This window comes from Paenibacillus selenitireducens, assembly GCF_002021565.1.
Classification (GTDB): Bacteria; Bacillota; Bacilli; order Paenibacillales; family Paenibacillaceae; genus Paenibacillus_K; species Paenibacillus_K selenitireducens.
Map to the genome: position 1 here is coordinate 130,720 of NZ_MSZX01000010.1, position 26,732 is coordinate 157,451.

Genomic DNA, 26,732 nt, shown 5'->3' on the forward strand with positions numbered 1-26,732 from the left:
GGCCGAGGGTAGAGGTTTTCTTATGCTTTGTCGACGTTAAAATATTGCGCTTGCGGATGGGCAAATACCATGGCAGATACCGAAGCTTCCGGTTCCATCATAAAACCCTCCGTTAATTCTACGCCGATATCTTCCGGTTTCAACAGTGCAAACAACGGACCCTGATCCTCAAGGTCTGGACAGGCAGGATAACCAAACGATACGCGAATCCCTTGATATCTTGCTCCATGGCGCTGCTTCATCGTCATCTCAGCTGAGTCTGGGAATCCCCAAATATCGCGCATCATGTGGTGAACACGTTCGGCTAATCCCTCAGCAACTTCCAGAGCAACGGATTGAAGAGCATGCGAGCGTAGGTAATCCCCTGCTTCTTTATAGGTCTGGGACAGCTCCCGTACACCATTCCCCGCGGTAACAACCAAGAATCCTACGTAATCCATGACGCCGCTCTCGACCGATTTTAAATAATCCGCCAGGCACAAGTAAGGTTCAACTTGTTGGCGAGGGAACGTAAATGTGTGAAGAACTTTGGTCGTATCCATTGGATCATAAATAATAATATCATTACCAGATGATTGCGCTGGGAAGAATCGATACATCCCTTGTGCCTTAATGATCCCATCTTGAATCGCTTGCTGCAAAATTTGATCCACGGTCGCCTTGAGCTCTACCGCTTTGTCATTGTTCTCAGCTAATAACTGTTCCACAGATCCCCGCAGTCCCAAATGATGTCCAAGAAGCATCTGCATATTAATATATGGAATAATATGTCCTAACGGATAATCTCTTAAAATGTGACGATCCAAATCCGGCGGCGTAAAGACAGGCGCATTCGGGTCAATATTGGATCGAACCGCACGCGATAGTTGTGGAAGAGGTTTCTTCTCTTCTTCAACACCGGCGTTCTCCTTCATGGCCTCCGTCTCTTGCACCATGATTTGACGTTGTTCCGGATTCATCAGCTTATTCGCAAGATCTAGGCCATCCATCGCATCCTTAGCATATAAGACAAGTCCATTATATTCAGGTAAAATACGTGTTTTCGTAAATTTACGCGTTAACGCTGCACCACCAACCATGATGGGAACATCGATCTGTGCATTTCTTAAATCTTGCGCTGTAAGCACCATCTGTTGAGCTGATTTCACGAGCAGGCCGGAAAGGCCGATTGCATCCGGTTTTTCACGGCGATAAGCATCAATGATCTGCTCAGGTGGTACTTTAATCCCCAAGTTGACGATGTCATAACCATTATTCGATAAAATGATCTCAACGAGGTTCTTACCGATATCATGAACATCACCTTTTACGGTGGCAAGCATGATTTTCCCTTTTACCGCTGTCTCATTCTTCTCCATGAACTGCTCGAGATGAGCAACCGATGCTTTCATGACCTCTGCGCTTTGAAGCACCTCTGCGACAATGAGTTCATTATTATTGAATAACCGTCCTACCTCAGACATCCCTGCCATCAATGGACCGTTAATGACTTCAAGTGCTGTATACTTCTTCAAAGCTTCATCTAAATCGGGAATTAATCCCTCTTTAGTCCCTTCAACAACATACGATGCGAGTCGCTCTTCAAGCGTCAGGTTTGATGCTTTTTCTTTCTTAACAACCTTTTTATCGCGGAAAGCGGCAACAAAGGCAGCGAGGGTCGCATCATTCGTATTATATAATAATTCTTCGGATAACCGTCGCTCATGCTCCGGAATGGACGCATAACGTTCAAGCTTCTCCGTATTTACAATCGCATAATCTAGCCCAGCTTTTGTACATTCATATAAAAATACCGAGTTCAGTACTTCACGACCTGCCTCCGGTAAACCGAACGAGATGTTACTAATCCCTAGGATGGTCTGACACTCAGGCATCGCCTCTTTAATGAGACGTATCCCTTCAATTGTTTCTTTGGCTGAGCCAATGTACTGTTCATCCCCGGTCCCAACAGGGAATACCAATGGATCGAAAATAATATCTTCCGGCTGCATCCCATATTTATGCACGAGAAGCTCACGGGAACGCTTAGCTACTTCTAACTTATCTTCCCGGGTAATGGCTTGTCCACGTTCATCTATCGTACCTACAACGGCAGCTGCACCGTATTTATGAATAATGGGAACGACATGCTCGAATTTTTCTTCCCCATCTTCTAAGTTAATGGAGTTAATAATCGCTTTCCCTTGGGAATATTTCAAAGCAAGATCAATAACTTTGACATCTGTCGTATCAATAACAAGCGGTACCTTAACCTTCTTGACAACAAGCTCAAGAAACTTAATCATATCTTCTGCTTCTTCACGGTCAGGATCTTGCACACACACATCAATGACATGCGCACCGCTCTTCACTTGTGCTCTTGCAATTTCAGATGCTTCCTCATACTTGCCTTCTGCAATTAATCGTTTAAATTTCCGGGAACCTAATACATTCGTCCGTTCACCGACCATGTAGGGGCGATTCTCAGATTCAATATAGACCGTCTCGATCCCCGACACTGCTGGTGGATGCGTACCCACAGCACCCCGAGGCTGATACTGGCTTAACAATTCTGCCATAGCGCGGATATGATCCGGCGTCGTACCACAACAACCTCCGGCAATATTCAGCCAACCCTGCTCCGCAAATCCAGCCATTTTCTTCGCCAATGAATCCGGTGATTCATGATAATGACCATTCTCATCCGGTAACCCGGCATTTGGATAACAACTAATTGCGGTATCTGCAATATCCGATAAGGACCGAATATGGTCCCGCATGAATTCGGGTCCCGTAGCGCAGTTCAATCCGACCGAGATCGGCTTAAGGTGTTCCAAGGAAATATAGAAGGATTCAATATTCTGACCCGCAAGTGTGGTCCCCATCGGTTCAATCGTTCCTGAAATCATAATCGGAAGCGTCTTATCGGCTGACTCGAATGCACGGCGTATACCAATGCTGCCCGCTTTGACATTCAAGGTATCTTGTGATGTCTCCAACAAAATCGCATCTACACCCGCTTCAATTAAGGCAATCGTCTGCTCATAATATGAATCGACTAATTCGTCAAACGTAACGCCGCCAGTTACGGAAAGTGTCTTGGTTGTTGGTCCCAATGCGCCAGCTGCATACCGCGGCCATTCTGGTGTCGAGTATTTATTTACGGCATCTACCGCTAACTTCGCTGCAGCCAGGTTAATCTCACGCGTACGATCTTCAAGATTATATTCTGCAAGCACAACGCTGGTTGCGCCAAATGTATTTGTCTCAATAATATCCGAGCCAGCCTCAAGATACGCTTCATGAATCTTTTGAATGACGTCTGGACGCGTTAGTACGAGCATCTCGTTACATCCATCCAGCTCTTCCCCGCCGAAATCATCCGCCGTTAAGTCCTCACGTTGAATCATGGTTCCCATTGCGCCGTCAAGGATAAGGATTTTTCGTTTTATTTGTTCTTGTATGCTCAATTTTGACATGATAATCCCCTTCCTACTGCAAAAACGTTAAGATTTAGTTTACCAGAATACCAATCATTAGAAAAGACTCAATGTATTATAAGTCGACAGCATGCGTAAAATCCACTATAATACAATTAATATCTAGTTATTTTATAGGAAAGAAGGGTTTATTTTGGCTGAAATATACATTCGTAATACTGGGGAGCGCATTTCTGCTGAAGAGGATGTACGTGCATTTTTAACCAATCAAGAAGTCGTGTACGAACATTGGGATCCGAATAAGTTACCCGAGGAGCTGCGTGAGAATTTTGTTCTTACCGATGAACAGAAAGCGCAAGTCCTTGCCATCTATGATCCTGAGATTCGTGACTTGGCAGCTCGCCGCGGATATCAAATCTGGGACATGATAACCCTATCGGATGCAACGCCGAACTTAGAAGATCTCTTGAAAAAATTTGAGGATGTTCATACGCATACGGAAGACGAGATCCGTGCCATTACTGCAGGCAAGGGAATCTTCATTATCAAAGGTGCAGGCGACATCGGTTACTTTAATGTAGAACTTGAAGCAGGCGATGTTATTTCTGTTCCAGAAAACACACCTCACTTCTTCACGCTGATGGATAATCGTCAGATTGTTGCCGTTCGACTCTTCATCGAGAAAGATGGCTGGATTGCTACCTCTTATGAGGATCCTTCTTTTCAAAAGGCCTAATATCTCAGATTCAAATCATATATCAACATAAATAAGAAAGCCCGCTCGTTCGAAATTCGATCGACGCGGGCTTTCTTATTTATTCCGAAATCGTAAATTTAGCGGATGGCATCGTATGTAGATCTCGTGCACTCACATGGGCTATAACCTGGTATTCACCAGCCGAACCGAATTCCATCTCTGCTTCATAAATGCCGTCTGCTGCGAGAACGCCCTTAATCTTGTCATGTTCCTGTTGATCTGAGCGCCATACTTCAAATAATACTTCCTTCGCATCGTCAACGACTTGATCCCCTTGGGTAACCTTGGCTTGAAGAACTTGCTTCTGCTTCGTATGCATGGGATCTGGGAGCAGAATTTCCACCTTAATCGGTGTCAAAGACGCATCCGAGCTCATGTCCATATTCATCATATCGTGGTCCATCGTTTCACTGCTGCAGCCAACTAACAGAGCGATTGAGAGTAGTGCAGTGGCTGCAAGAGCTGCTGTTTTCCGAATCAACATCGTTTTCTTCCTTTCTGAATTGAACCTAACGCATTATGAAATGGATTTGATATCCTTCACGATCTCATCCACAGGTAATTCAGATACCCCATCATAACGCTTCATTATATAACCTTCGCTGCTTACAAGATAAATCGAGGTGCCATGAATCATTTGATCAGAGCTTGGATCCTTCTCCACCAACGTTTTGAATGATGTTTTCGCGAGGCTCTGAATCTCTTCAAACTTGTAATTCGTCAAAAAGTGCCAGTTGGTGTAATCCACATTGAACTTGTCCGCAAACGTTGTAAGAACCTCGGGCTTATCCCGATCCGGATCTGCACTGAAGGATACGATGGTTACATCCAAATTCTTCTCCTTCAACTTCTTCTGCAGGTCGGACAAGTTAAACGTCATAGGCTGACATACGGTTGTACAACTTGTAAACATAAAATTAGCCAGCCAAGTCTTCCCTTTCAAATCCGCGAATCCAAACGGCTGACCTGCTTGATCTGTAAAGTTAAACTCCTCTACTTTCATCGAGCTCGTCTTTTTTGCACCGCCGCATGCCGTCAGGAGAAGCACCATCCCAAGCATAATAATTAACGCCTTCTTCATTTAACCCTCTCCTCTATGTATCGCCAACTCCGTCGATTTTCATTATAAAGTTATTGTACACGAGAAAAATGACTCCAACGGGCTATTTTTACCAATACTTTGTGACGAATTTGCATCAAAAGTCATAGTCAAATGAAAAACCCCCATTCCGACGTCGGAACAAGGGTTCAATTCTCATTTATGCATGTTGATCGATGATGGAGAGAATTTCTGAGAGATGTTTAATTTCATAATGAGGTACGATTTCATCCGTACGCGTTGCACCGTGTCGGTTCACCCAAACGGCATGCATGCCAACACCTAATGATCCTTTAATATCTGTAGTCAGCTTATCGCCAACCATTAATCCTTCTTGAGGCTCTATGCCGAGCTTGGACATCGCATGATTGAAGATAGAAGCCGCCGGCTTACCCTCTCCAAAAGCACCCGAAATAATGATATGATCGAAGTATGGGATTAAATCAGGCACACCATCCAGTTTCTCTTGCTGTAAATCAGGTGAGCCATTCGTTAAGAGCAGCAGCTTAACTTTCCCTTTCAGGGCATCCAAAATCTCAAATGTTTCATCATATGTATGTGGGCGGGCTCGACGTTCTGCAGCGAAAAATTCCCCAAGACGTTCGCCTAATGCCGCATTCTCGACACCTAGCGCGCGAAGACCACGAGTCCACGCTTCTGTCCGATAACCTGGAGCTAAATCTTGTAATTGACGGAATTCCTGCTGCTCGCCATGCGTAAAATTCGCCCACAATCCTTCAAATGGATTAATTCCAATCATTTTTGTGAAAGGAAATGTGGGGTATGACTCATAAAGCGCTCTAGCTTCACGTTTCACTTCTTCTTCTAGTTTCGATGGATCCAATTGCGGGTAATCCTTTGTTGCTTCCATACACGTCGCCTCAAATGACTCCTTCACACTTCGATCATCCCATAGTAAAGTATCATCCAAATCGAACAAAACCGCTTTAATCGTCATCTCTCTTCTCCCCCAATAGGACCTGTTAATATCTAAATATTATTTTTCAAGAAAAGGAACGTTATGGGTGCGCGCGAATTCTTGCAAACGTTCGCCCATCGCTACCGTATCATACCGATTCGTTAGCCGTGAGAAAACCCAATTTGAACCTTTCGCTTTGGTCTCGATCACCACGTAACCTTTTTGAACCGTGATCTGCTTCACTTGAGCAGCGTCCACACGGATATCTCTATTGAAGCGGCGCGTTCCTAAGAACGCCTTGCCGACATTCAAATAAGGTCTTCGAATGAAAAGAACAATCCCTAACAATATGTACAAACCAACTGTCACCCAGAACATCGTTACTGAAGTTTTTTGCTCAACGCCAGAGTATAGAATGGCATATAACACAGCAAAAGCTATGAGTGTAATCGGCAGGATTAAATTACGTCCAAAAAATCGATCGATATCGGATTTGGCTTGTGATACACTACCAATTGCCTGTTGGCCTTGCTTTTTTCGAATTTGATTCGCTTTCTTTGTGTTCTTCTGCACCATACGTTCCCAAGAGCGGCCCATCGTTGTTCATCCTCCTAAGTATAACTACTAGTGTTTAATTGGTGGGTTCTCATGCCCGTCATCTTCATCTACAATTTCAATGTTATCCAGTTGTTGCTTCAAAGAACGCTTGAATCCATCAATATATTGACGGCGTAGTGCATCACGTTCAGCCATCTCTTCGGAAGTCAAGCCAACTGTTTTATTTTTACGAGCTAATTCATTGATTCGCTCTACTATTTTCTCGAAATCCATCCCAATCCCCCCTTATTCTGTCCTTCTTACTTTGACATTTACAAAAGAGGTTGTCAAGCATACCAAAAGGGCTCCCAGCAAGTGCCTGCACACTTCATGAGAGCCCCTATATTAATCAGCTAAAATTGGAATTTGTAACACTTCCCCAGCTTGGATTGAACTATTCCGTTTATCGTTCCATTTCTTAATCATTTCTATATAATCACGCGTATCCATTTGTTTAGGTTTATGCTCCTTAGCGATAGTCCACAAGGTATCTCCTGAAGCTACTACGATCTGCAGCGGGATGTTCGCATTCTGTTCGCTTCCATTCGAACTCGCAGCAAATGCACTCATTAATCCAAAGCTCGTTAAACTCAGTGCGATCGTTATTACGGCTAATACTTGAAAAAGCTTACTGCGCAACAATGAAACTCTATTGACGTCGGTTGGACGATTCATATGAATACTTTGATAAGAGCTATATTTTAGCATAATCAGCACCCCAAACATTTGTTCTGTTTTTGTTATAATCACAATTTAACACGAACAGTTGTTTGTGTCAATACATTTTTAGAACATTTGTTCTGTTTGTTCGCATCGTTTTAGAACTAATGTTTGTACGAACGGTAGTTCTATGTTATAATTTCTGTAAAAGAATGCTATTGGAGTTGAAATCTCATGTCTAAAATATCCAATCGACAACAAGCTATTTTAGAGTTTATAAGAAATGAAGTGAGGTCCAAAGGCTATCCGCCTTCGGTTCGTGAAATCGGAGAAGCTGTAGGTCTAGCTTCCAGCTCCACAGTACACGGACATTTGGATCGACTCGAGAAGAAAGGCTTAATTCGCCGCGACCCCACGAAACCACGGGCGATCGAATTATTAAGTCAAGAAGAATCTGAACAAGCACATCTATATACACAGACGATCGCGAAAGTTCCTATTGTAGGTAAAGTTACGGCTGGGGCACCCATCACAGCGACGGAAAACATCGAAGATTACTTCCCATTGCCTGAACATTTCGTACATGACCAGAGCGTATTCATGCTATCTGTTGTTGGTGATAGTATGATCGAGGCAGGAATTCACAGCGGAGACTTTGTTATCGTGCGTCAACAGCAAACGGCGAATAATGGAGATATCGTCGTGGCCATGACTGAAGATGATGAAGCAACAGTCAAAACATTCTACAAAGAAAAAGACCATATTCGACTTCAACCGGAGAACGCCACGATGGAACCGATTCGATTGAATCATGTTACCATTCTCGGCAAAGTCATCGGCCTATTCCGTAACTTTCATTAAACATCATTACATATACGTCTTTTCGTAATGAATGATCATGATAGAGAGAGAGTATCTTCTGAAGAAGGTACTCTTTTTTTGTCCACTCTTTTGGATGAACAGATTCCCATCATTTCACTTTGCTTCTTCCGCATATTAAAATACACAATTAGACATCTTAACCTTCGGGTATTAAACATATTACTGGAGGGATTCACATGCATCAATCTACACAACAAATTAGACATTCGATTCAGCAACTCATTCAACAAACGGAACAAGCAAGCAATAATTATCAACGTTTGCTTCAACAAGAACAACAGAATGCTCAACAATTAGAACAACTCGCGCAACGTGAACGTCAAGCAGTACAAGTCCTTCAATCCGCATTGCATGGACATCAGACGGCGCTCCAACAGCTTCAATCCGTCTTGCAATCCTGCAACCAAATTGATAATGCCGGAACTTCCTATATGAATAATAACTCTTACATGTCCCCAAATAATCAGAATTACGCTGCTCATCTTCAGCCGAATTCCTACGGATACATGAACAGCACAACCAACAAAATCTAGACTTAAGAGTACACGATCTTCACAATCTATAAGGCTACAACAAAAACAACCCTTGATGCCAACTGTGCCAAGGGTTTGTTTCTTGAATATAAAGTAAGAAATAAGTCACTTTAAATGATTTTAGATGCTGCTTGAGACCCGAGTGCTTTCTCTATTCCTTCGAACAGAACGTTCAAATCCTTCTAGAGCATTCGGGCGCTGCGTTACTTCAATTAGAATACCCAGCAGATCTGATAGCACTCTCTCTCTCTGTTCATGATCTGAATTGTTGTGATCGTATAAACGTACATAGACATTGATATTTCCCAGATTGGTTAACAATAAGGAATAGTTCATTGCATCTACGTAGTCCATAGGTTTACTAATAAATCCATTGTTTGCATATACACGGTACTTAAATTTCATAACCCTGCCCTCCATAGGTTATTCTCACTATATTATTCTATAGACATCTGTACAAAATCTGTAAAAATATGATAAATAACTTTTCAGTTACTAATATTATTATATAATTCATGTCACCCATATCTATAAAAGAAGGTATTTGTTCTTTGTTTCAGCAAATCATCAAAATAAAAAAGCCCTCGACGCTTACAGCGCAAGAGCTTCAAACATTCATTCCTTCATACACCTCATAATACTAAATCTCTTTGAAATGAAGCACAAACCCGGGCAGTCCCTTGTTTTCAACTTGACATTTATACACGACACGATCTATAGAAATGATTGCAGGTCTATCGCGTTCAATAAATTCGTATGGTACCTCTTCTTTAATGCAATAACATTCAATGGCTTGTAAAAATTCTTCCTTACTCTTTGGAAGTTGATCTAATTCTATCGAAAACCCTTTCTTTAAAAGCTTTTTCTTAATGCTATTTAACATCATTACACCTCATTCATTAATTCATGTTATTTAGGTCATCAGTCAGACAAAGACTTTTCTAAATAAGATTAACAACATATGTCTCCATTATACACCTATATATTGGATATTACATTGTCTAATATCACTTCAAAGCAAGAAAAAGCTCGGACATGCTTGGAGCAACTTGATATCTTCAAACTTTAACCATTCGATTCATGCGCTCAGAAAATAAAAAAATCCTGACGCTTACAGCGCCAAGGGCTCCATTCATTAATATAAAGTGATGTATTGATTGTTTTGATTCCAATATAGTGTAATAACCAATAACAATCGTCCATACAAAGTGAAATCAGCCTTCATAACATAACGTGTACTCAATAATTAGGAGGTGTTGAAATGGGCGAGTTTGGTGGAGGTCTTTTTACAAGCACAGGTACTATCCTTGTATTGTTCATCTTGTTAGTAATAGTCGCTTGCAGTTGTATGAGTGGATTCGGTGGTTTAGGTTGCGGTTGCTAATCATGCCGATATAGTACAGTTCGTGCCTAATGTCGATAATGTGATAATAGAAAGAACAGGAACCTCGGAGTGATCCGGGGTTTATTTTTATGCTTTAGGACAATTTGCTGACGAAACTGAGTTTATCCGCGTCGCTTGCCACATCGATGAATAAATTCTCCGTCAAAACGGGCCTCCCCATATAAAAAACCCTCGACGCTTACAGCGCCAAGGGCTTCATTGATTAATATAGAGTGATGTATTGATCGCGTTCCCATTGGTGAACTTGCGTTCTATTTATGTTCAATAGTATCATTTGATTTTTTTCCTTCATTATATATGCGTATTTTCCTTGTTTTTAACAAATAATTTGTTTCCAAATTGAATATATCTGGGGCTTTAATTTTATCTACGATATTTAAAATACTGCTCAAGCATAAAATCAATCCAATACTTATCTGTAAAATCGATGCCTAGTGTGTTGATACTGCTTAAACGATTAATCGTCTTAATTACTGCAATCTCGTCAGCCGAGTGAAAATAATGTAATCCAAAATCGTATAAGCGTAATCTCAACAGCTCATCACTCAGATCTGGATATAAAGTCTTTATGCTGGCTAGTGCATCAATTAATACTCTTTCATCCGTATAATCAGATCCATAGATATACCCTACCGCTTGTTTTGATAAATCCGATGAAATAATTATCGCCAACGCCTCTGGCTTCCATGTATACGTGTGAAATTCCGCTTTTAAAGTATCCACGTATGAAATGTTATGCCTCCAAAGCTTACTTACTCCCTCCTTTCTTTCGTAATACTCCATAATTTCCGCAATAACTTCCTTGTAACTACCTGTACATCTCATTCGCCTATCTCCTTTTTATCCCCATAAAAAAACACCATAAAAAAGGTCTTAAAGATCTAGTTCGAAGTGCTTATATCAGGGGTATTTAAAAACAAGGAAATAGTACAACAAGATTATAGCTAATACAAAATACCTTATTTGGGCATTAGCAACAAAGGATCATTAAATAGCCGTAGACTACATCATATTCGATAAAGTCCTTACGATTAAAGTAAGTGAGTACACAAGTAAATAAGAAAAAGCCTCAGAGTGATCCGGGACTATTTTCAATGATGGATCAGGTAAAGTTCACCTTGATTTAGGAAAACAAAAAAGAGCCTGAGATCTTTGCCCCAAGCTCATACATGTTCAGTTTTTTGCTTTCTTATATCCAGCGGCAACAGCATCTTTCTCCGAGCAAAACAACTCCACATTAGTTAACGAGTCATATGACTTCCCACCTGGTACATGATATATCTTTGAATTCTTGTTACCTTTAATGGTAGGCTTCGAACAAGCAGCTACATTCGAGGGTGTTTTATCAGAGCTAACTTTTCCCTCCGGTTGTGCGATCTTCTTCTCTAGCGTCTCATACTTTTTCGTATCAGCCCATATCTTATCAAATTCGCTTGAGAATGATTTAGCAATTGTTTCATCACGCAACACCATCAACACTTCATCGTTTGTGGTGCTTGCTGCCTTTGAATAGTTGAACGAACCGGTTGTTGCTATCTTTTTATCAGCGACTACCATCTTAAGATGCATAAGCCCGGCATGAGTATTAATTTTAATCGGAATTCCAGCACTACCGAGTAATTTAAGGGCCTCACTCTGCGCCTGCCCGCTTGATTGAATCTTATCGGTAACAATGCGGACGGCTACCCCACGTTTCTTTGCATCCTTGATCGCTGCTACTATATCCGGATATGTAAGACTATAAATCGCGATATCAAGAGTCTTTTTCGACGAGTTAATCACATCGATCAAAAGCTTTTCAGGCTGCTGGTTATCTTGGGTAAAAGCCCAATCAATTTGAGATCCATTTATTTTTGTGCTCGAGATTGACTGAGCGTATGCTAACCCTCCAAAAAGTAATATCGCTGCTACGATTGATGATACGATCAATTCTAAACGTTTAGTCATATTTCCCTCCGATGATTGTTTTTACCATGATATCATGAATTTTAAATAGTTGAAGGAAAAATACTCTAATTAAAGAATACCTAATACAAATAATGTTTGATATAGGTGGGATCTAATGAGAAAGGAAATTGAGATGGCGATCGCAAGGAAACAAAGTGTAAGTTTATCCGTGATTGGGGATAAGCCAGTAAGAGGAATACCGGAGAAGATCGGACCAAGTGGATTGGTTACAATCAGATCTACGAATGAAGTACAGTGGATACCATTATCGGATATAAAGCATGTATCAAGGGTTATAGAAATGAAAAGAGTCTCGGAGTAATCCGGGGATTTTCGCATAATTATGAGTAAAACAAATCGTTTTCATACAAACTTCACCACTTTATAATAAGAAGTTCATAACTCAATTTATGAGTGAATCGTTATTTTGCGGCAACCGCAATAATGTAAAACTCTTACAACACATTAAATCAATTTATTATTTTTTACTTATATTTACTTTTATCTTGCGGTTACCGCAAGTATCGAGAACATATCTTTTTCGGTAACGCAAAAAATTGTCGGTTAACCGTAATACGATTTTCGGTGAATTACAAATATTAGTAGTTTAATATAAAGCTTAGAGATAATGTTAATTAACGAATTACATTGTCGGTTGTAAACTTCATAAACGAATATATGGAGGCGAGTAATTATTTACTCATTATCTCTTCTGAAGTTGGACAACCAAACTATTAGGAGGATGAGGAAAATGAAAATGAAGAAATTGCTCGTTACTGTTGCAACTGTAGCACTTCTTACGATGGGCGGTACCTCAGCATTTGCTCTATCTGGTTGGGGTGATACCCAGGCCACTGCAGAATATTTCCCTTTAGGTTATGGCTTAGGATCTACCATTGAAAACCCGTTCGATTCAGAATGGACATATTATTATAACGACACTGGGAAAACAATTGGGATTAGAGCTACACTGGGTTCTCCTTCAACTCTGAATTACGATTTCTTCTACCTGACTTATGATGCTTCAGGAGAACAAACTTCGCTTATTCTAGCAAGGGATACCGGAGTTGGAGGAACAGATACTGCAGAAATAGTCTTACGCCCAGGCGAAAAGGTATACTTCAATGTTATTGGACATGATGCGACCCAATATAGTCCTTCTGCAATTTATGGTTTTGATTTAAAACTTATAGCTGAGCAATAAAATCCCTGACACGTATTTATTTTTTTGCCTATCCCGTCCTGGGATAGGCTTCTGTTCTGTTTATTGAAGGTTTACGTAGTTCACTTCTTGATTTGATAATTTCTTGTGAGATGATATCGTTACGTGCAATAACATTTGTATTAAGCCAAGTAAGCTCTGATGTTGTGAATGCTGTGAATTGATGATCTAAATAAAAGAGCCTCGGAGTGATCCGGGGCTTTTGTTTTCCCTTCATTGATTTAAATATTCGTGATTTAAATTCAATTTATTGCGGTGTACGCAAAATTAAAGATCCCCAATAGACTCTTGCATATAGTAACTTTTTTAACATTTTACTACATTTTATTGCGGTAAACCGCAACTTTTTTATAATCACGCTTTTCGCTACCGCAAAATTTAGTCGGAAAACCGCAACTATCTTTTCGGTTACTTCCATATTTTTATAGTTTATTGTAAAACATAGAGATAATGTTAATTTAAGTTTTATGTTATTTGGTTGTTAATCTTCAAAAAAATACGAAGGGGTGGATTCGGAACACATAGTTGATCATTATCTCATATGAAGATTTAGCGACCACACAAAAATTAGGAGGCGAATCGCCATGAAAAAAATCTTCTTCTCTTCAATTTTGAGTATTATTATGATACTATCACTATCAGTTGGTGCTTTTGCACAAGAAAATGCACCGTCTTTGACAGAAGATCAAATTCAAGCTAAATTCGTACAAATTTCTCAGAAATATAGTGTTAATGATTTGTTATCTCAAGAAGATGCTAAATTCGTAAAAGAATATGCATTTAAAGCTCCTAATGGTGCTTCAACCTATACACTTCCTTGGGGAACAGGCAAACATTTTAAAGGAAGTGGATTGGGCACATATTCTAAAGTTCAAACAGAAGGATACACTAAAGTTGATATTGGCGTTATAAATAATTCTGTTCAAGTAAATATGAACACGAGTGATACAAACCAAACATACCATAAAAAAATTAAAAACAGTGTCGGTTTCCAAGCATTTGGTTTAGTTGGTAGCGACGGAGTTGGTATAGTTGCTGATTTCACCTTATCTGGTGAATCCAGCAATGCAAATTATCATAAGTTAGTGGATGAGAAGAATTTCCTTGCTAGCGTTGCTTATTGGTATATCAGTCCTAAAGGGTACGTTGAAGATGCTTCCGGTTCTCAAACAATTGGAGTAACCTACGACTGATACTAAAATATTATTTACGTTAACCAAAAAGAGGCTGTCATGCTCACCTCTTTTTGGTTTTTAATACTATATACTATTAAAGGAGCAACTACGATGAAGAAAATATTAATCTACACTTATGAAGTATTAAGAAGTATTGTTTTTCTTGCAATTGGATTACTCACTTTAAATTTTATACAACAAAAAATCATTAGATACGTGGATAATATATGGCTTATGATTTTAGTTTTGATTGGTGATCTTATGATTTTATCAGTGATTTATAACCAATTCATTTCAAAACAAAAGCTCAGCTCAGCGGTTCGAACAATAATGATTTTTGCAGCATTGAGTTTAATAATTTCAGCAAATATTCTAGGTGGTATCTACAATTAACGTATGTACCAAATCTGTGATTTGGTACAACAGAGCAACTAGAGAATGTATATTATTTACGTGCTAATAAAATCGTATTAAGCCATGTAAGTTCTGAAACGGTCAACATGTCATTCTGCGCTTTCTCGACCCACGATTTATCTGTAATGACTCCTTGCTTTAATAAGCCACTTAATACATCAACCAATTGAGTTCTTTGATAGTTAGATAATTTCAATTTATCTTCATCCTCTCTGTCATATATAAATAGTTCATGTTCTTCAATTAACTTAATCAACTTCACAGGGTATCCAGGATCTGTTGCGTAACCACCGCGCCAAATTTCATTACACGCGGTTTTATAGTTAGCACAAGCACTCCATGATAGCGTTTAGGCTTGTCTCTAGTGCCGGTGATGTTTAATTTTGCGTGATCGTCTACACTCTCGCCCCAATCGTGGTAATGTCGAAATGGCGCCATGATCTCGATCCATTTACCATTAACGAATTCCTTTGTTTTGTATAGCCCGCTGCCGGCAGGACCGGAACCCTTAATACCAAAAAGCGCATTCCCCTTTCTAGTTAAGCCTGAATCACCCCACGAGCTCTCCAAAATGGCCTGTGCAATCGTAAGGGATGCAGGTACACCAGTTTGGTGCATTGTTCTTACAGCGTGTGGAACTATCTTAGCGATGAAATCACTTGCCTTCATTCGTTGTCCCACCCTTCCGGGATTCGGCGCGTTCTACCTTCTTTTCAAGCTCGCTCTTGACCCAATTGGTGATTTTAACCAGCAGCCACTCGGGAAACCAATTGGCCCACCCGGCACGAACAGCATTGGCCGTCATTGATTGCAAAATATGATATAAGACCCCTATAGCAAGGGCACCAAACATGATGTCGGGAATCTGGAATGCTCTATCAAGCAAGTGACCACCAGCAGGCAGCAACAGAATAAAGAACGTGCGGAACACCCCGTCAATACCGTATTTACTTGCATACGAGTTATCTTTCTTCGATGCCCGTATCCCTGTGATCCAATCCATTACGACAAAGAATATAAGCGCCATCATAAGCCCACCCGCCATCTGATCCCCACCATAGAAGAAGTTGAATGCCGGTACTGCTAATGCACCGACAATGTAAGACCATGCTTTTTCCATACAAATTCCTCCTCAATAAAATAGCCCCCGGACTCCCGAGGGCATAAAAATAGCGCCTACCATATCGGCGGCGCTTAAGCTTCGACTTGCTTTGGTTCGATGTCCGGTCGTGTAGAGTACACATACGCTAGTACTTGATCACTGTCACCTTTTGGTAAATTGTAGCTGCCAACGACTGCTTGGATATCGCTCTCACCTTGATCACAACGTGTAATGCATGCTCTTGCAATAACTCGAATCTGGAAATCTTTCATGTATAACATCTCCCTTTAGTTTATTTACATTACCATCATTTCAGCGATGGTTAACTCTAGATCAGTGATACGAGCCTTAGTTTCTTCAACTTCTTCTGATAATGGTTTTTGATATACAGGAGGCTTCTCCGGTTCAGTCGGATTTGGATAGCTAAATTCAAGTTCCAACGTCTCTGGATTGACGCGATAACCGTTACATGTAGCAAATTCTTCGGCATATTGGCCGTACTCAAGTTGCACAACACCGATGGTGTTGGGATTATAATCTGCCAGGATGGAATAGGAAGTAAAATCTTGTTCTTTTGTCGATTCGATCACATTTCCAGTCATTTCCCCACGGGTAAAGACTACGTTCCCTGTGGATAGTTGATAGTATATTTTTCTTCCGAGCTCATTCATTCTATCGCCGCCCCTAAAATAATAATGTTATATTCCGATTGCATACCAATTGGCTATTGATGCGTATACATCAGTGTATGATGGCCATGTGCGTACACTTATTTTAAACCCGTTCGGATACCAAGATATTGTAGGGTCCACATCTATTTTGGTTGTTCCGTCGCGTCCCGTGTTGACTGTTGCAGAGAGACTACCAGTGTTTTCCCCTTTTATAAAATACATTCGCCCACTTATTTGGGCTGATTTGTTGCCGTTCCCTTGGCCGCCATCATAGTAAGAAAAGCTACCGTTACAACTAATCATGAGTACTAAAGGCTCAAAGTCTAAATTGGCTATTTCCACGACGGATGGAGCGCCATTCCCGGATACGCGTTTTAACCCCGTGCTAATCTGCCATATCTTACTTGCTAATACCGCGAATGCGTCGCTTCCGCTTGCAGCCACACCTTTGCCAGCAATCGCGCCTGCAATAGCGTTTTTACCATCACTGACAGATGTAAAAAGGTCTGCTGTCCACGGGCCTCAAGATATTGCACCACCGCCCGAATCTAAACCTGTCCTCATTTGGAAGGTGTTTGTGAACAAATTAATGGCAATTTGCTTTACCCACACACCCGCAGCCATCGTTTGAACCTCAATGTACCACCACTGACCGGCACCCATGTACAGGCGAATTAGCGATGTTCTCACCGACATAAAAACCGTTTTGGGTAAGGTTATTGGCATTCCCATTGGATACATTGATTGATAACCCGGTATCGGCAGTAAGTTTAGCTTTTTGCCATTGCTTTGCGTCAACATCTTCTGGGAGGCGGACAATGAGTAGGTGACAATTATTGGACAAGACCATCCATAAGCTTGTACGTAAATTCAGAACGAATGACCCGTTTACAATTGCATCAGGTCTTAACATCATTGTTAGATATGCTGATTTAGGAGAGGGAACACAAGGGTTATATTACAAGAAACTTAGAAGACGATTTATTATTTTACAAGAAGGTATGGAATATCACTGGCAGCGTGTGGTTTTCTCATGAAATTGGACATGATCGATTACACCCTGGAATAAGTAGGTTTGGGTTAGATGAGCAATCTTTCTTTAATGCAGGCAAATATGAAAGACAAGCCAATAACTTCGCTCTCAAGCTCCTTACTCATTCAGCAGATTTAGAACCAGATGAGACAATTTATCATTTTTTACAACGCTGTGGAATTCCACAGGAAATGCACATTTTCTATAATGAACAACTTGCGCTTTCACTGCTGCGAGGCGGTTTACCATACACAAATAAGCGAACTTACGTTCTTTTACGAGGAGGTAGTAGATATGGCTAGTTTTAAAAAACTGAACACTGGATGGGAATATCGCTTGCGTTATAAAGACCCATTCACGCAAAAATTCAGAGAAAAGGCACAAAGAGGATTCGATACAAAAAAAGAAGCGCAGTTAGCGGCTGCTGAGCTTGAAAAGAAACTGCTTGAAGGGTATGAGCAAACAGATATTACTTTAACTGAGTTTTTAGATTCGTGGCTAAATGAGTATAAAAAAGGAACTGTCAGAAAAAACACACTACAATTGCATCAAAACAACATTAAAACTCACATATTACCTTTTTTCAAAAACATCACGCTCCGGAATATCAAACCAATAATGTATCAAAAGTTTCTGAATGATATTACGGACAGAGGCTACAGCAAAAGAAGCGTTGAGCTAGTTCACTCTACAATGCACAATGCTATGGAAAAAGCAGTAACAATAAACAAACTTGAAAAGAATCAGTGCGATGGCGTCACTATTAAAGGTACCAAAAAGAATGAGACCATTACATACCTTGAGTCAGACGAAATACCTACTTCCTGCAAGCAGCACATAAATATGGATATATTTACTGGATTTTTTTAAGGTACTTATTGAAATTGGATTACGTAAAGGAGAGGCTGCAGCTCTTCAATGGTCGGACATTGATATAAAAAACCAGACACTCGAGATTACTAAAACATTGGATTTTCAAGCAAAAGAAAATGAAGAGATTTTCGGAGATACAAAGACATTAATTCGAAACGAACTATAAGAATCAGCCAATCGCTTGTTAATGACTTACGATTTCACATGAACTGGCAAAATCAAAATAAACTTGCTTTACAAGGGATATACCGTAGAAAAAACCCCCCGACGCCTACAGCGCCAAGGGATTCCTCATTTTAGTATAGAGTGATGTACTGATCGCGTTCCCATTGGTGAACTTGCGTTCTATACATATCCCACTCGATTTCTTTCAACTCATAGAAGTGAGTCAAAGCGTGTTCGCCAAGTGCATCACAGATCACTTCGTCGTTCACAAGCTCTGTCAACGCTTCGCGTAGATCGGATGGCAAGCTTGGAATACCTTCAGCAATACGCTCTTCTTCGCTCATCACGTAGATGTTACGGTCCGTAGGAGCCGGAAGAACCATTTTGTTCTTAATGCCGTCAAGACCTGCTTTGAGCATAACCGCTAAGGAAAGGTAAGGGTTCGCTGCTGGATCCGGATTACGAGCTTCAATACGCGTACTCAACCCGCGGGAAGCCGGGATACGAATCATTGGACTCCGGTTACTTGCAGACCACGCTACGTAGCAAGGAGCTTCGTATCCTGGAACTAGACGTTTGTACGAGTTCACGGTAGGATTCGTAATGGCTGCAAATCCACGAGCATGCTTCAAGATACCAGCCATGTATTGGCGAGCTGTTTCGCTCAGACCCAGACGATCGCTCTCATCATAGAACGAGTTCACTTTACCGTTGAATAGGGATTGGTGACAGTGCATACCTGAACCGTTCACACCGAATAATGGCTTCGGCATAAATGTTGCATGTAACCCATGTTGTCTCGCAATCGTTTTAACAACGAGTTTGAAGGTTTGAATTTGGTCTGCTGCTTTGATCGCAGCTGCATATTTAAAGTCGATTTCGTGTTGTCCTGGCGCTACTTCATGGTGAGATGCTTCGATCTCAAAGCCCATTTCTTCAAGCGTCAATACGATTTCACGACGGCAGTTCTCCCCAAGATCTGTCGGTGCCAAGTCGAAATATCCGCCTTGGTCGTTCAATTCAAGTGTTGGGTTGCCTTTCTCATCGGTTTTGAATAAGAAAAACTCTGGTTCTGGACCAACGTTCATTGTCGTGAAGCCCATGTCTTCAGCTTCTTTCAATGCACGTTTCAAGATACCGCGAGGATCACCGGCAAACGGTGTACCGTCTGGCATGTATACATCACAGATCAGACGAGCAATGCGATCTTCCGTTACCCAAGGGTAAATGAGCCATGTGTCTAAATCAGGGTATAAATACATGTCTGATTCTTCGATACGAACATAACCTTCGATCGAGGAGCCGTCGAACATCATCTTGTTGTCAAGCGCCTTCTCCAATTGAGAAAATGGTATTTCTACGTTCTTAATTGTACCCAATAAATCGGTAAATTGCAGACGAATAAATCTTACGTTCTGTTCTTTGGAAATGCGAATAATGTCTTCTTTGCTAAAACTCACGGTTTCCCTCTCCTTCTGGATCTAAGATCACATATTTTTATTTTTTATAAAATCGGGACAATTCACCTTGAATCAAGGATACTTGACCCGGTCTCTTACCATTCAACAATTGCTGCTTCAACATGCGATGCAACTGAGAATCTGACAATTCTTTACGTTTGACTTCTGTATCCGGAGTTAGAACCGTTGCCTCTTCAGATTCCTTTGACATCGGAACCATCACCTGCTTGATCCCGGCGATATTCACGCCTTTCTCAATCAGTGATTTAATTTCTAGCAAACGTTCGACATCATTGAATGAGAACAAACGCTGATTACCTGATGTTCGCGCTGGAACAATCAGTTCATGCTGTTCGTAGTAACGAATTTGCCTGGCTGTTAAGTCCGTCAGCTTCATTACGATGCCTATCGGGAATAGAGCCATGTTTCTGCGGATATCATCGCCCATTCTATGCATCCCTTTCTCTCATGAATATGTTATTATTGTAGCGTTATCGCAAAAACATGTCAATAAGATGTTAGGTATCTTTACAAAAGGTGGTGATGTATCATCTTATCCAATGCGGTTAAGACTCCGAATTTGACATGCGAGTACGTTAAGCCACCTTGCATATACGCAATATAAGGCTCACGGATCGGGGCATCCGCAGATAATTCCAAGCTTCCCCCCTGAATAAACGTACCTGCCGCCATAATAACAGGATGTTCGTAACCTGGCATATCCCACGGTTCTGGCACCACATGCGCATCCACAGCCGCGGCGTTCTGGATGCCTTGTACGAATTTTATCAAATGCTCGCTGCCTGTAAATTGGATCGCCTGGATAAGATCTGTACGCGGATCATTCCACCTTGGATGCGTCGTAAATCCAAGATGTTCGAACATTGCCGCCGCAAAAATGCTGCCTTTTACAGCTTGTCCGACTAACGTAGGCGCTAAGAACAAACCTTGGTAGATCGCACGTGTCGTACCTAACATGGCACCTACTTCTCCACCGATGCCTGGTGCTGTCAAACGATACGCTGCTTTCTCGACAAATTCCCTTTTACCTACAATATATCCACCGGTCTCGGCCAGACCTCCACCAGGATTCTTGATCAAGGACCCCGCCATCAAATCTACGCCATATTCAGTAGGTTCGTGAAGTTCTGTGAATTCCCCATAACAGTTATCCACGAATACGATGACATCAGGTTTAATCGCTTTAACACGACGCACCATCTCACCGATTTCGGCCACGGTAAAAGAAGCTCGCCATGCATATCCGCGTGAACGTTGAATACCGATGACTTTGGTGTTCGAGGTGATGTTCTGTTCTACATTTACCCAGTCAACGCCACCATCCGCCAATAAATCAACTTCAGCATATTCGATCCCAAAATCTTGAAGGGAGCCTGTCCCATCCCCTGGTTTTCCAATGACCTTGTGCAATGTATCATACGGTTTCCCCGTCATGTACAGAAGCTTGTCCCCAGGACGCAATACCCCGAACAATGCGGTGCCAATCGTATGTGTTCCCGATACAAAATGAGGGCGTACGAGCGCCGCTTCCGCACCAAATACCGAAGCATAGACTTCATCCAATACTTCACGTCCACGATCATTATACCCATATCCCGTGGAACCCGAGAAATGAAAATCACTCACTTGATGTTCTTGAAAAGCTTGTATAACCTTCCATTGATTCCGGTCCACAATCTTATCCATTTCTTGTAGACGCCCACGAATCTGTTCTTCCACTTGCTCTTGTAATGCCATCAAACGTTCTGAAAATTGCTTCATTGTTCTACGTCTCTCCCTGTTGCTAACTGTCTTTTCATTTTATAACTGCATATATGGATCCAGCAAATATCCTTGCTTCTCATAATCCGCTCGATTCAGACGCACTTGAATCCAGAGGTCTTCATCCTCAACAACCTGTTCTAATACATCTCCTGTGCGATACAGCAGGGATATGATCTCCCCGCGATCCGCCGGAACACAAAATGTTCGTGTATCTCCCACCACATGCTGTTGAATTAATTCACGTATCCGTTCTTGATCGGCTAGATTGTAAGCACTGATTTTTAGAACTTGCGGTCCGCTAGGCAGCATCTCCCGCTGGCTTGGCGTACAGGCGTCAATTTTATTATACAGCAGCACCTGCGGCTTCGCAGCCGCACCGAGCTCCTGTAGTATTTCATCCACGACGCGCATTTGATCATCCCGCATCTCCGAAGAACTGTCTACGACATGAAGAATTAAATCGGCTTCACATACTTCCTCTAATGTTGCTCGAAAGGCTGCAACAAGATCATGCGGGAGATTCTGAATAAAGCCGACGGTATCCGTGATCACAATTTCTTTCCCGCTAGGAAGCGCCAGCGTCCGCGAGGTAGGATCCAAAGTTGCGAATAACTGGTCTTCAATCAATACATCTGCCTCTGTTAGCTGGTTCAACAACGTGGACTTCCCTGCATTCGTGTATCCAACCAACGCAACCTGATAGATCCCTGTCTTCCTCCGCCGCTCACGATATAAGGAACGATGCCGAACAACCTCTTCCAGCTGCCGTTTTAGCTCACTGATTCGTCCACGAATATGCCGACGATCCGTTTCCAGCTTCGATTCACCAGGTCCTCGCGTACCAATGCCTCCACCCAACCGAGATAGGTTCTTGCCATGTCCGGAGAGTCGCGGCAAAATATAACTCAGCTGGGCAAGTTCAACTTGGATGATCCCTTCACGTGTCTTTGCACGTTGGGCGAAGATATCTAAAATCAACTGCGTACGATCAATAATTTTGACATTCAGGACTTGCTCGAGGTTTCGAACTTGAGCACCAGACAGCTCCTGATCAAAAATGGCAGTATTGGCATCAAGCTCATCAATCACTGCTTTCAGTTCCTCTACTTTCCCTTTGCCAATGAACCATTTGGCATCCCTGGATACACGATTCTGTGTCACAGTCGATACCACTTCAACTTGCGCCGTCTCTGCGAGCTTCGCTAACTCCTGAAGGGAAAGATCATGATTCGTATCGCTTCGTTTCATCACTTGTGTAATAAGGCTGACGAGTACCGCTCGATCCTGTACCGTAGATGCTGTGTCATAAGTTGTTTGCTTCATGAATTGGACAAAACTCCTTTAGCGAGGCGGCTTCTCCACCTTTAAGTCTTCTGTCTTTAACGTCATCAGCTCCGATCGGCTTGGAGACGTATGCTGATACTGATTCAACAACCTCACAGCCTGATTCCGAATCGACTTCTCAATCATATTCCGAACATACCTTGCGTTACTGAACGAATGAAACGTATCGTTCTTCTCTTGAATCAAATGCTGACGAAGATTCATGATCGTCTGCGGCATCAACGTGTAATCCCGCTCCTTCACCATCAGTTCGGCAATTTGAATCAATTGATCAATCGTATAATCCGGAAATTCAATTTGAATCGGAAATCTGGAAGGCAACCCCGGATTGGTCTGCATGAAGAAATCCATCTCTCCTGAATACCCTGCGAGGATCAGGACAAATTGATTTTTCATGTCTTCCATCGCTTTGACAAGCGTATCGATGGCTTCCTTTCCGAAGTCCTTCTCCCCTCCACGAGCTAAGCTATAAGCTTCATCAATAAACAGCACGCCGCCTACGGCTTTCTTCACCAAGTCGCGGGTCTTCTGCGCGGTGTGACCGATATACTCTCCGACCAAATCTGCACGTTCCACTTCAATAAGATGTCCCTTGCTGATGACTCCCATCTGCTGAAACAATTTGGCCACGATGCGTGCTACAGTTGTTTTCCCCGTCCCAGGATTCCCTTTAAAGACCATATGATAGACATGCGTGCCACTTAGAAGACCTGCCTCGGTACGCATTTGAGAGACTTGCAATAATGCATAAATCTCATAGACTAATTCTTTGATATTATCGAGCCCGATTAACTGGTCTAAATCTTTTTGCATCTCTGCAAAATGACTGTTATGAGCAACTGCCTTGGCCGCTGCATGACCGGTGCTTTCCATCTCTTGAGCTGGCTGTGTGGTTGCAGTCGGTTCTTGATTTCTTAGAATAACACTGATTTGTCTCGATGGCCTGCTCTCGCTCCGTTGTCCTGTTGAAGCCATTACTCGCCCATTCATGCCCCATCACCTCATTTTAGTCTAGGTGCTGACCCTTTAATCAATGTATTCTATCTCTGTCCCCGATATTAGCAGTTTTGGTCAGCCATGAATGCCAAGCATAATTAAGATTTGATCGAGCTTCCATTTCGTATAAGCTAGCGATTCGCGCATTTGATGCCATGCCATACGAAGTACTTTCGAATCTGTCGTAGAGATGACCGGATCCTTGTAGCCTATGAATTTGGCTATTTCTAATGACCTGGCACCATGATAATTATGGGTGATAATCACCGCAGAGGAGTATCCTTTCTCCGACATCATTTCTTGACTGTACAATAGATTCTCATAGGTACTTGTTGCGTGATTCTCCAAGAGAATACGATCTTTGGGCACTCCCTTTTCTATTAAATAATTCGCCATCCCTTCGGCTTCCGTTAGCCTCAGCTTCGGATGATCTAGGCCACCCGATACAATGAATTGATCAAATTTACCGTCTTGATATAACTGTAAGGCATGATCTAACCGTTCCTTTAGCGCAGGGCTCGGCCTGTTATCCCATAGTACGGCGCCAAGTACGATCCCCACATCCGAATGCCGCAAATCTGACGAATTCCGAATCGAGTGAATGACCCACTGGGTATAACAAAGCCACACAAGGCCGCAGATAAACAGAAGGAGCACAACTCTAAGAATTATGCTCCCCCACTTCGAAGACTGTATTAACTGTCGACGCCTGTTCATGGCTGATCCAAAGCAGGTCCGTTACCTGGTGCAGGATCTTGAACAATGCCAAATTCATCGCGCAAATCCCGTTCTGACATCACAAAATAAGGGAATAAATGCGCCGTAATCATCCGAAGTAAATGACGAGCTGTATCCGTCGCGAGCTCATAATCTTCTTGCGTAATGTCCCCATCAAGCAGGGCATCATCCAGCTCATCTTCATCCATCAAATAAACCGCTCCCGAAGGCAGCACGACGATATCCAGGAATAAATCATCAAACCAAGGGACCCCTTGCTCGGTTACTCCTTGTGACTTACATATATCGATGTACCATTGCACAATCCGGTGCTTATCATCAAACATGGCTGTTACAATAAAATGTTCTCCTTGCGGAAAATACTGCAGCCACGAATACCCCGTATCTGCAAGGCACAGCTTCGTTCCGCCGTACTCTTTCCAGAGTGGATCCCGAAGTCGTTGAATCGTATATAAGGTCACAAAGCCGGTAAAGTCCGGTTTCTCCTGATACTTCGAGACAAAATTTTTACTAATAATTCTCCGCCAGTTGGCACGATCCGAAAATTTACGTTTCATGGGAATGACCCTCTCCATACGTTCTACCAAAAATCTTACCACAATTGGTAACCATACACCAGTCATCCATGTACCTCTATATAGCAAAATCATTCATGACTTTTCCCTCCATGAGTAGATTTTTATAAAAGGCACCGTAACAGAATCGGATACGATCTACAGTTCGTCATAAACAAAAAAAATACGTACCCTACGGTACGTATTTTTGAATTATTTATCATGGATTATTCTTCTGTGATTGCAATCGAATTAATCGTAACTTTCTCACTCGGTTTGCTCTGCTCTCTACCTGAATCATCCATTTCTGTTGGGGTAGCAGCAATAAGCTTGACCGTATCCATGCCGTCAATCACTTTGCCGAAGATCGGATAATCCGGCATACTGTTCAAGTTATCGATATCCGGGCCTGTCCCAATAAAGAACTGACTGCCTGCTGAATTCGGTGCTTTTGTTTTCGCCATGGCAACAATTCCTTCTTCATACTTGTGAGGTCCGTTCAATTCATCTTGAATGGTATAGCCAGGACCGCCTGTTCCATTTCCTAACGGATCCCCGGTTTGAATCATAAAGCTTTCGAGAATTCGGTGGAAAATAATCCCATCATAATAACCTTGCTTGGATAGAAATACAAAGTTATTGACTGTAATCGGCGCATCTTTCGCGAACAATTCAATTGTAAAATCGCCCTTTGAAGTCGACACTTTCGCCGTGTACTTTTTGTTCTGATCAATCGTCATGGCAGGGGCTTCCTTCCATGTTTTGCTTGGCTGTTCCGTCGATGTTCCCGTTGATTCTGCAGAGCCTCCATTAGTGTTAGAAGACTCCGAAGAACTTTGATTCTTCGAACCGCATGCTCCAAGCGCAATAACTGTCGTTAACACAAGCACGAGAACAAGCAACCGGTGTGATTTTCTCTTCATTTGCTGCACACTCCATATTCTTTCGTATCATGGCACTAGGAACCCCTAAGGGTCCCTAG

Annotated in this window: 34 protein-coding genes; 9 read left to right on the plus strand and 25 right to left on the minus strand. The window is 41.9% G+C overall.

The features are described from left to right. Nucleotides 1-20 precede the first annotated feature (20 nt). The gene (gene metH / locus BVG16_RS23205; protein WP_078501581.1) at nt 21-3,458 is read right to left on the minus strand and encodes a methionine synthase; all 3,438 of its coding nucleotides are present in this window, start codon (nt 3,456-3,458) and stop codon (nt 21-23) included. A gap of 154 nt (nt 3,459-3,612) precedes the next feature. On the opposite strand from metH, the gene BVG16_RS23210 reads away from it, so the two are divergent. Further along, nucleotides 3,613-4,155 carry a 1,2-dihydroxy-3-keto-5-methylthiopentene dioxygenase gene (locus BVG16_RS23210; protein ID WP_078501582.1) on the plus strand — a complete coding sequence of 181 codons (543 nt, stop codon included), beginning with the start codon at nt 3,613-3,615 and terminating at the stop codon, nt 4,153-4,155. A 79-nt stretch (nt 4,156-4,234) separates the two neighbouring features. Here the strand turns inward: BVG16_RS23210 and BVG16_RS23215 are convergent, their stop codons facing one another. The 6 genes from BVG16_RS23215 to BVG16_RS23240 form a co-directional block, all read right to left on the minus strand. Continuing rightward, nucleotides 4,235-4,660, minus strand: coding sequence for a FixH family protein (locus BVG16_RS23215; protein ID WP_078501583.1), 426 nt, complete (start codon nt 4,658-4,660; stop codon nt 4,235-4,237). 33 nt (nt 4,661-4,693) lie between these two features. Next, nucleotides 4,694-5,257: an SCO family protein gene (locus BVG16_RS23220; protein ID WP_078501584.1), complete on the minus strand. Its 564-nt coding sequence runs from the start codon at nt 5,255-5,257 to the stop codon at nt 4,694-4,696. A gap of 178 nt (nt 5,258-5,435) precedes the next feature. Next, a complete protein-coding gene (locus BVG16_RS23225; RefSeq protein WP_078501585.1) occupies nt 5,436-6,233 on the minus strand; it encodes an HAD family hydrolase in 798 nt (265 codons plus the stop codon). Nucleotides 6,234-6,272: 39 nt separating this feature from the next. Continuing rightward, nucleotides 6,273-6,791: a hypothetical protein gene (locus BVG16_RS23230; RefSeq protein WP_078501586.1), complete on the minus strand. Its 519-nt coding sequence runs from the start codon at nt 6,789-6,791 to the stop codon at nt 6,273-6,275. Nucleotides 6,792-6,818: 27 nt separating this feature from the next. Then, the gene (locus BVG16_RS23235; protein ID WP_078501587.1) at nt 6,819-7,025 is read right to left on the minus strand and encodes a DUF896 domain-containing protein; all 207 of its coding nucleotides are present in this window, start codon (nt 7,023-7,025) and stop codon (nt 6,819-6,821) included. A 111-nt stretch (nt 7,026-7,136) separates the two neighbouring features. Further along, complete coding sequence (locus BVG16_RS23240; protein WP_158081766.1) at nt 7,137-7,499, minus strand: LysM peptidoglycan-binding domain-containing protein; 363 nt, start codon at nt 7,497-7,499, stop codon at nt 7,137-7,139. Nucleotides 7,500-7,685: 186 nt separating this feature from the next. Between BVG16_RS23240 and lexA the strand changes: the two genes are divergently transcribed. Both lexA and BVG16_RS23250 read left to right on the plus strand, forming a co-directional pair. Beyond that, on the plus strand, nt 7,686-8,312 hold the full coding sequence (lexA, locus tag BVG16_RS23245) for a transcriptional repressor LexA (RefSeq protein WP_078501589.1): 627 nt from the start codon (nt 7,686-7,688) through the stop codon (nt 8,310-8,312). Nucleotides 8,313-8,509: 197 nt separating this feature from the next. Continuing rightward, the gene (locus tag BVG16_RS23250) at nt 8,510-8,866 is read left to right on the plus strand and encodes a hypothetical protein (protein WP_078501590.1); all 357 of its coding nucleotides are present in this window, start codon (nt 8,510-8,512) and stop codon (nt 8,864-8,866) included. 120 nt (nt 8,867-8,986) lie between these two features. Here the strand turns inward: BVG16_RS23250 and BVG16_RS23255 are convergent, their stop codons facing one another. The 4 genes from BVG16_RS23255 to BVG16_RS23275 form a co-directional block, all read right to left on the minus strand. Beyond that, nucleotides 8,987-9,271, minus strand: coding sequence for a hypothetical protein (locus BVG16_RS23255; protein ID WP_078501591.1), 285 nt, complete (start codon nt 9,269-9,271; stop codon nt 8,987-8,989). Between the two features lie 235 nt (nt 9,272-9,506). Continuing rightward, nucleotides 9,507-9,752 carry a DUF4318 domain-containing protein gene (locus BVG16_RS23260; protein WP_144027468.1) on the minus strand — a complete coding sequence of 82 codons (246 nt, stop codon included), beginning with the start codon at nt 9,750-9,752 and terminating at the stop codon, nt 9,507-9,509. A gap of 882 nt (nt 9,753-10,634) precedes the next feature. Beyond that, nucleotides 10,635-11,096, minus strand: a complete 462-nt coding sequence (locus BVG16_RS23270; protein ID WP_078501594.1) for a hypothetical protein — start codon at nt 11,094-11,096, stop codon at nt 10,635-10,637. A gap of 348 nt (nt 11,097-11,444) precedes the next feature. Then, nucleotides 11,445-12,218 carry a phospholipase D-like domain-containing protein gene (locus BVG16_RS23275; RefSeq protein ID WP_078501595.1) on the minus strand — a complete coding sequence of 258 codons (774 nt, stop codon included), beginning with the start codon at nt 12,216-12,218 and terminating at the stop codon, nt 11,445-11,447. 115 nt (nt 12,219-12,333) lie between these two features. Between BVG16_RS23275 and BVG16_RS23280 the strand changes: the two genes are divergently transcribed. The 4 genes from BVG16_RS23280 (at nt 12,334) to BVG16_RS23295 (ending at nt 15,008) form a co-directional block, all read left to right on the plus strand. Then, nucleotides 12,334-12,540, plus strand: a complete 207-nt coding sequence (locus BVG16_RS23280; RefSeq protein ID WP_078501596.1) for a hypothetical protein — start codon at nt 12,334-12,336, stop codon at nt 12,538-12,540. Nucleotides 12,541-12,969: 429 nt separating this feature from the next. Continuing rightward, on the plus strand, nt 12,970-13,422 hold the full coding sequence (locus BVG16_RS23285) for a hypothetical protein (RefSeq protein ID WP_078501597.1): 453 nt from the start codon (nt 12,970-12,972) through the stop codon (nt 13,420-13,422). Nucleotides 13,423-14,024: 602 nt separating this feature from the next. After that, nucleotides 14,025-14,633 (plus strand): hypothetical protein, encoded by a 609-nt coding sequence (locus BVG16_RS23290; RefSeq protein WP_078501598.1) that lies wholly within the window; start codon nt 14,025-14,027, stop codon nt 14,631-14,633. A 93-nt stretch (nt 14,634-14,726) separates the two neighbouring features. Further along, the gene (locus BVG16_RS23295) at nt 14,727-15,008 is read left to right on the plus strand and encodes a hypothetical protein (RefSeq protein WP_144027469.1); all 282 of its coding nucleotides are present in this window, start codon (nt 14,727-14,729) and stop codon (nt 15,006-15,008) included. Nucleotides 15,009-15,060: 52 nt separating this feature from the next. On the opposite strand, the gene BVG16_RS33875 is transcribed toward BVG16_RS23295, so the two are convergent. The 6 genes from BVG16_RS33875 to BVG16_RS33460 all read right to left on the minus strand — a co-directional run bounded on the left by BVG16_RS33875 (nt 15,061) and on the right by BVG16_RS33460 (nt 17,246). Beyond that, complete coding sequence (locus BVG16_RS33875) at nt 15,061-15,285, minus strand: hypothetical protein (protein ID WP_332888804.1); 225 nt, start codon at nt 15,283-15,285, stop codon at nt 15,061-15,063. 2 nt (nt 15,286-15,287) lie between these two features. Beyond that, nucleotides 15,288-15,698 carry a glycoside hydrolase family 73 protein gene (locus BVG16_RS33880; protein ID WP_332888805.1) on the minus strand — a complete coding sequence of 137 codons (411 nt, stop codon included), beginning with the start codon at nt 15,696-15,698 and terminating at the stop codon, nt 15,288-15,290. Then, on the minus strand, nt 15,685-16,149 hold the full coding sequence (locus tag BVG16_RS23305; protein ID WP_078501600.1) for a phage holin family protein: 465 nt from the start codon (nt 16,147-16,149) through the stop codon (nt 15,685-15,687). Before BVG16_RS23305 ends, BVG16_RS33880 begins: the two co-directional genes overlap by 14 nt. 74 nt (nt 16,150-16,223) lie before the next feature. Next, nucleotides 16,224-16,403, minus strand: coding sequence for a hypothetical protein (locus BVG16_RS23310; protein ID WP_078501601.1), 180 nt, complete (start codon nt 16,401-16,403; stop codon nt 16,224-16,226). 24 nt (nt 16,404-16,427) lie between these two features. Further along, nucleotides 16,428-16,802: a hypothetical protein gene (locus tag BVG16_RS23315; RefSeq protein ID WP_078501602.1), complete on the minus strand. Its 375-nt coding sequence runs from the start codon at nt 16,800-16,802 to the stop codon at nt 16,428-16,430. A 27-nt stretch (nt 16,803-16,829) separates the two neighbouring features. Beyond that, entirely contained in the window at nt 16,830-17,246 is a 417-nt protein-coding gene (locus BVG16_RS33460; RefSeq protein WP_078501603.1) for a hypothetical protein, read from the minus strand. Between the two features lie 576 nt (nt 17,247-17,822). Here BVG16_RS33460 and BVG16_RS33885 point away from each other — a divergent pair. Together BVG16_RS33885 and BVG16_RS23335 are read left to right on the plus strand one after the other, a co-directional pair. Beyond that, complete coding sequence (locus BVG16_RS33885) at nt 17,823-18,137, plus strand: ImmA/IrrE family metallo-endopeptidase (RefSeq protein ID WP_332888806.1); 315 nt, start codon at nt 17,823-17,825, stop codon at nt 18,135-18,137. Next, nucleotides 18,130-18,705 (plus strand): tyrosine-type recombinase/integrase, encoded by a 576-nt coding sequence (locus BVG16_RS23335; protein ID WP_233147150.1) that lies wholly within the window; start codon nt 18,130-18,132, stop codon nt 18,703-18,705. Before BVG16_RS33885 ends, BVG16_RS23335 begins: the two co-directional genes overlap by 8 nt. 299 nt (nt 18,706-19,004) lie before the next feature. Here BVG16_RS23335 and glnA read toward each other — a convergent pair whose 3' ends face one another. From glnA to BVG16_RS23375, 8 genes are all read right to left on the minus strand, one after another. Continuing rightward, a complete protein-coding gene (glnA, locus tag BVG16_RS23340; RefSeq protein ID WP_078501605.1) occupies nt 19,005-20,333 on the minus strand; it encodes a type I glutamate--ammonia ligase in 1,329 nt (442 codons plus the stop codon). Between the two features lie 37 nt (nt 20,334-20,370). After that, nucleotides 20,371-20,781 (minus strand): MerR family transcriptional regulator, encoded by a 411-nt coding sequence (locus BVG16_RS23345; RefSeq protein WP_078501606.1) that lies wholly within the window; start codon nt 20,779-20,781, stop codon nt 20,371-20,373. A gap of 80 nt (nt 20,782-20,861) precedes the next feature. Continuing rightward, entirely contained in the window at nt 20,862-22,115 is a 1,254-nt protein-coding gene (locus tag BVG16_RS23350) for a methionine gamma-lyase family protein (protein WP_078501607.1), read from the minus strand. Between the two features lie 39 nt (nt 22,116-22,154). Further along, nucleotides 22,155-23,441: a GTPase HflX gene (hflX, locus tag BVG16_RS23355; protein WP_078501608.1), complete on the minus strand. Its 1,287-nt coding sequence runs from the start codon at nt 23,439-23,441 to the stop codon at nt 22,155-22,157. An 18-nt stretch (nt 23,442-23,459) separates the two neighbouring features. Continuing rightward, nucleotides 23,460-24,452: a stage V sporulation protein K gene (gene spoVK / locus BVG16_RS23360; protein ID WP_078501609.1), complete on the minus strand. Its 993-nt coding sequence runs from the start codon at nt 24,450-24,452 to the stop codon at nt 23,460-23,462. 81 nt (nt 24,453-24,533) lie between these two features. Beyond that, the gene (locus BVG16_RS23365; RefSeq protein WP_078501610.1) at nt 24,534-25,175 is read right to left on the minus strand and encodes a YdcF family protein; all 642 of its coding nucleotides are present in this window, start codon (nt 25,173-25,175) and stop codon (nt 24,534-24,536) included. Beyond that, nucleotides 25,172-25,753: a DUF402 domain-containing protein gene (locus BVG16_RS23370; protein ID WP_078501712.1), complete on the minus strand. Its 582-nt coding sequence runs from the start codon at nt 25,751-25,753 to the stop codon at nt 25,172-25,174. The genes BVG16_RS23365 and BVG16_RS23370 overlap by 4 nt, the downstream gene beginning before the upstream one ends. 224 nt (nt 25,754-25,977) lie before the next feature. Then, nucleotides 25,978-26,673 (minus strand): peptidylprolyl isomerase, encoded by a 696-nt coding sequence (locus BVG16_RS23375; RefSeq protein WP_078501611.1) that lies wholly within the window; start codon nt 26,671-26,673, stop codon nt 25,978-25,980. Nucleotides 26,674-26,732: the final 59 nt, after the last annotated feature.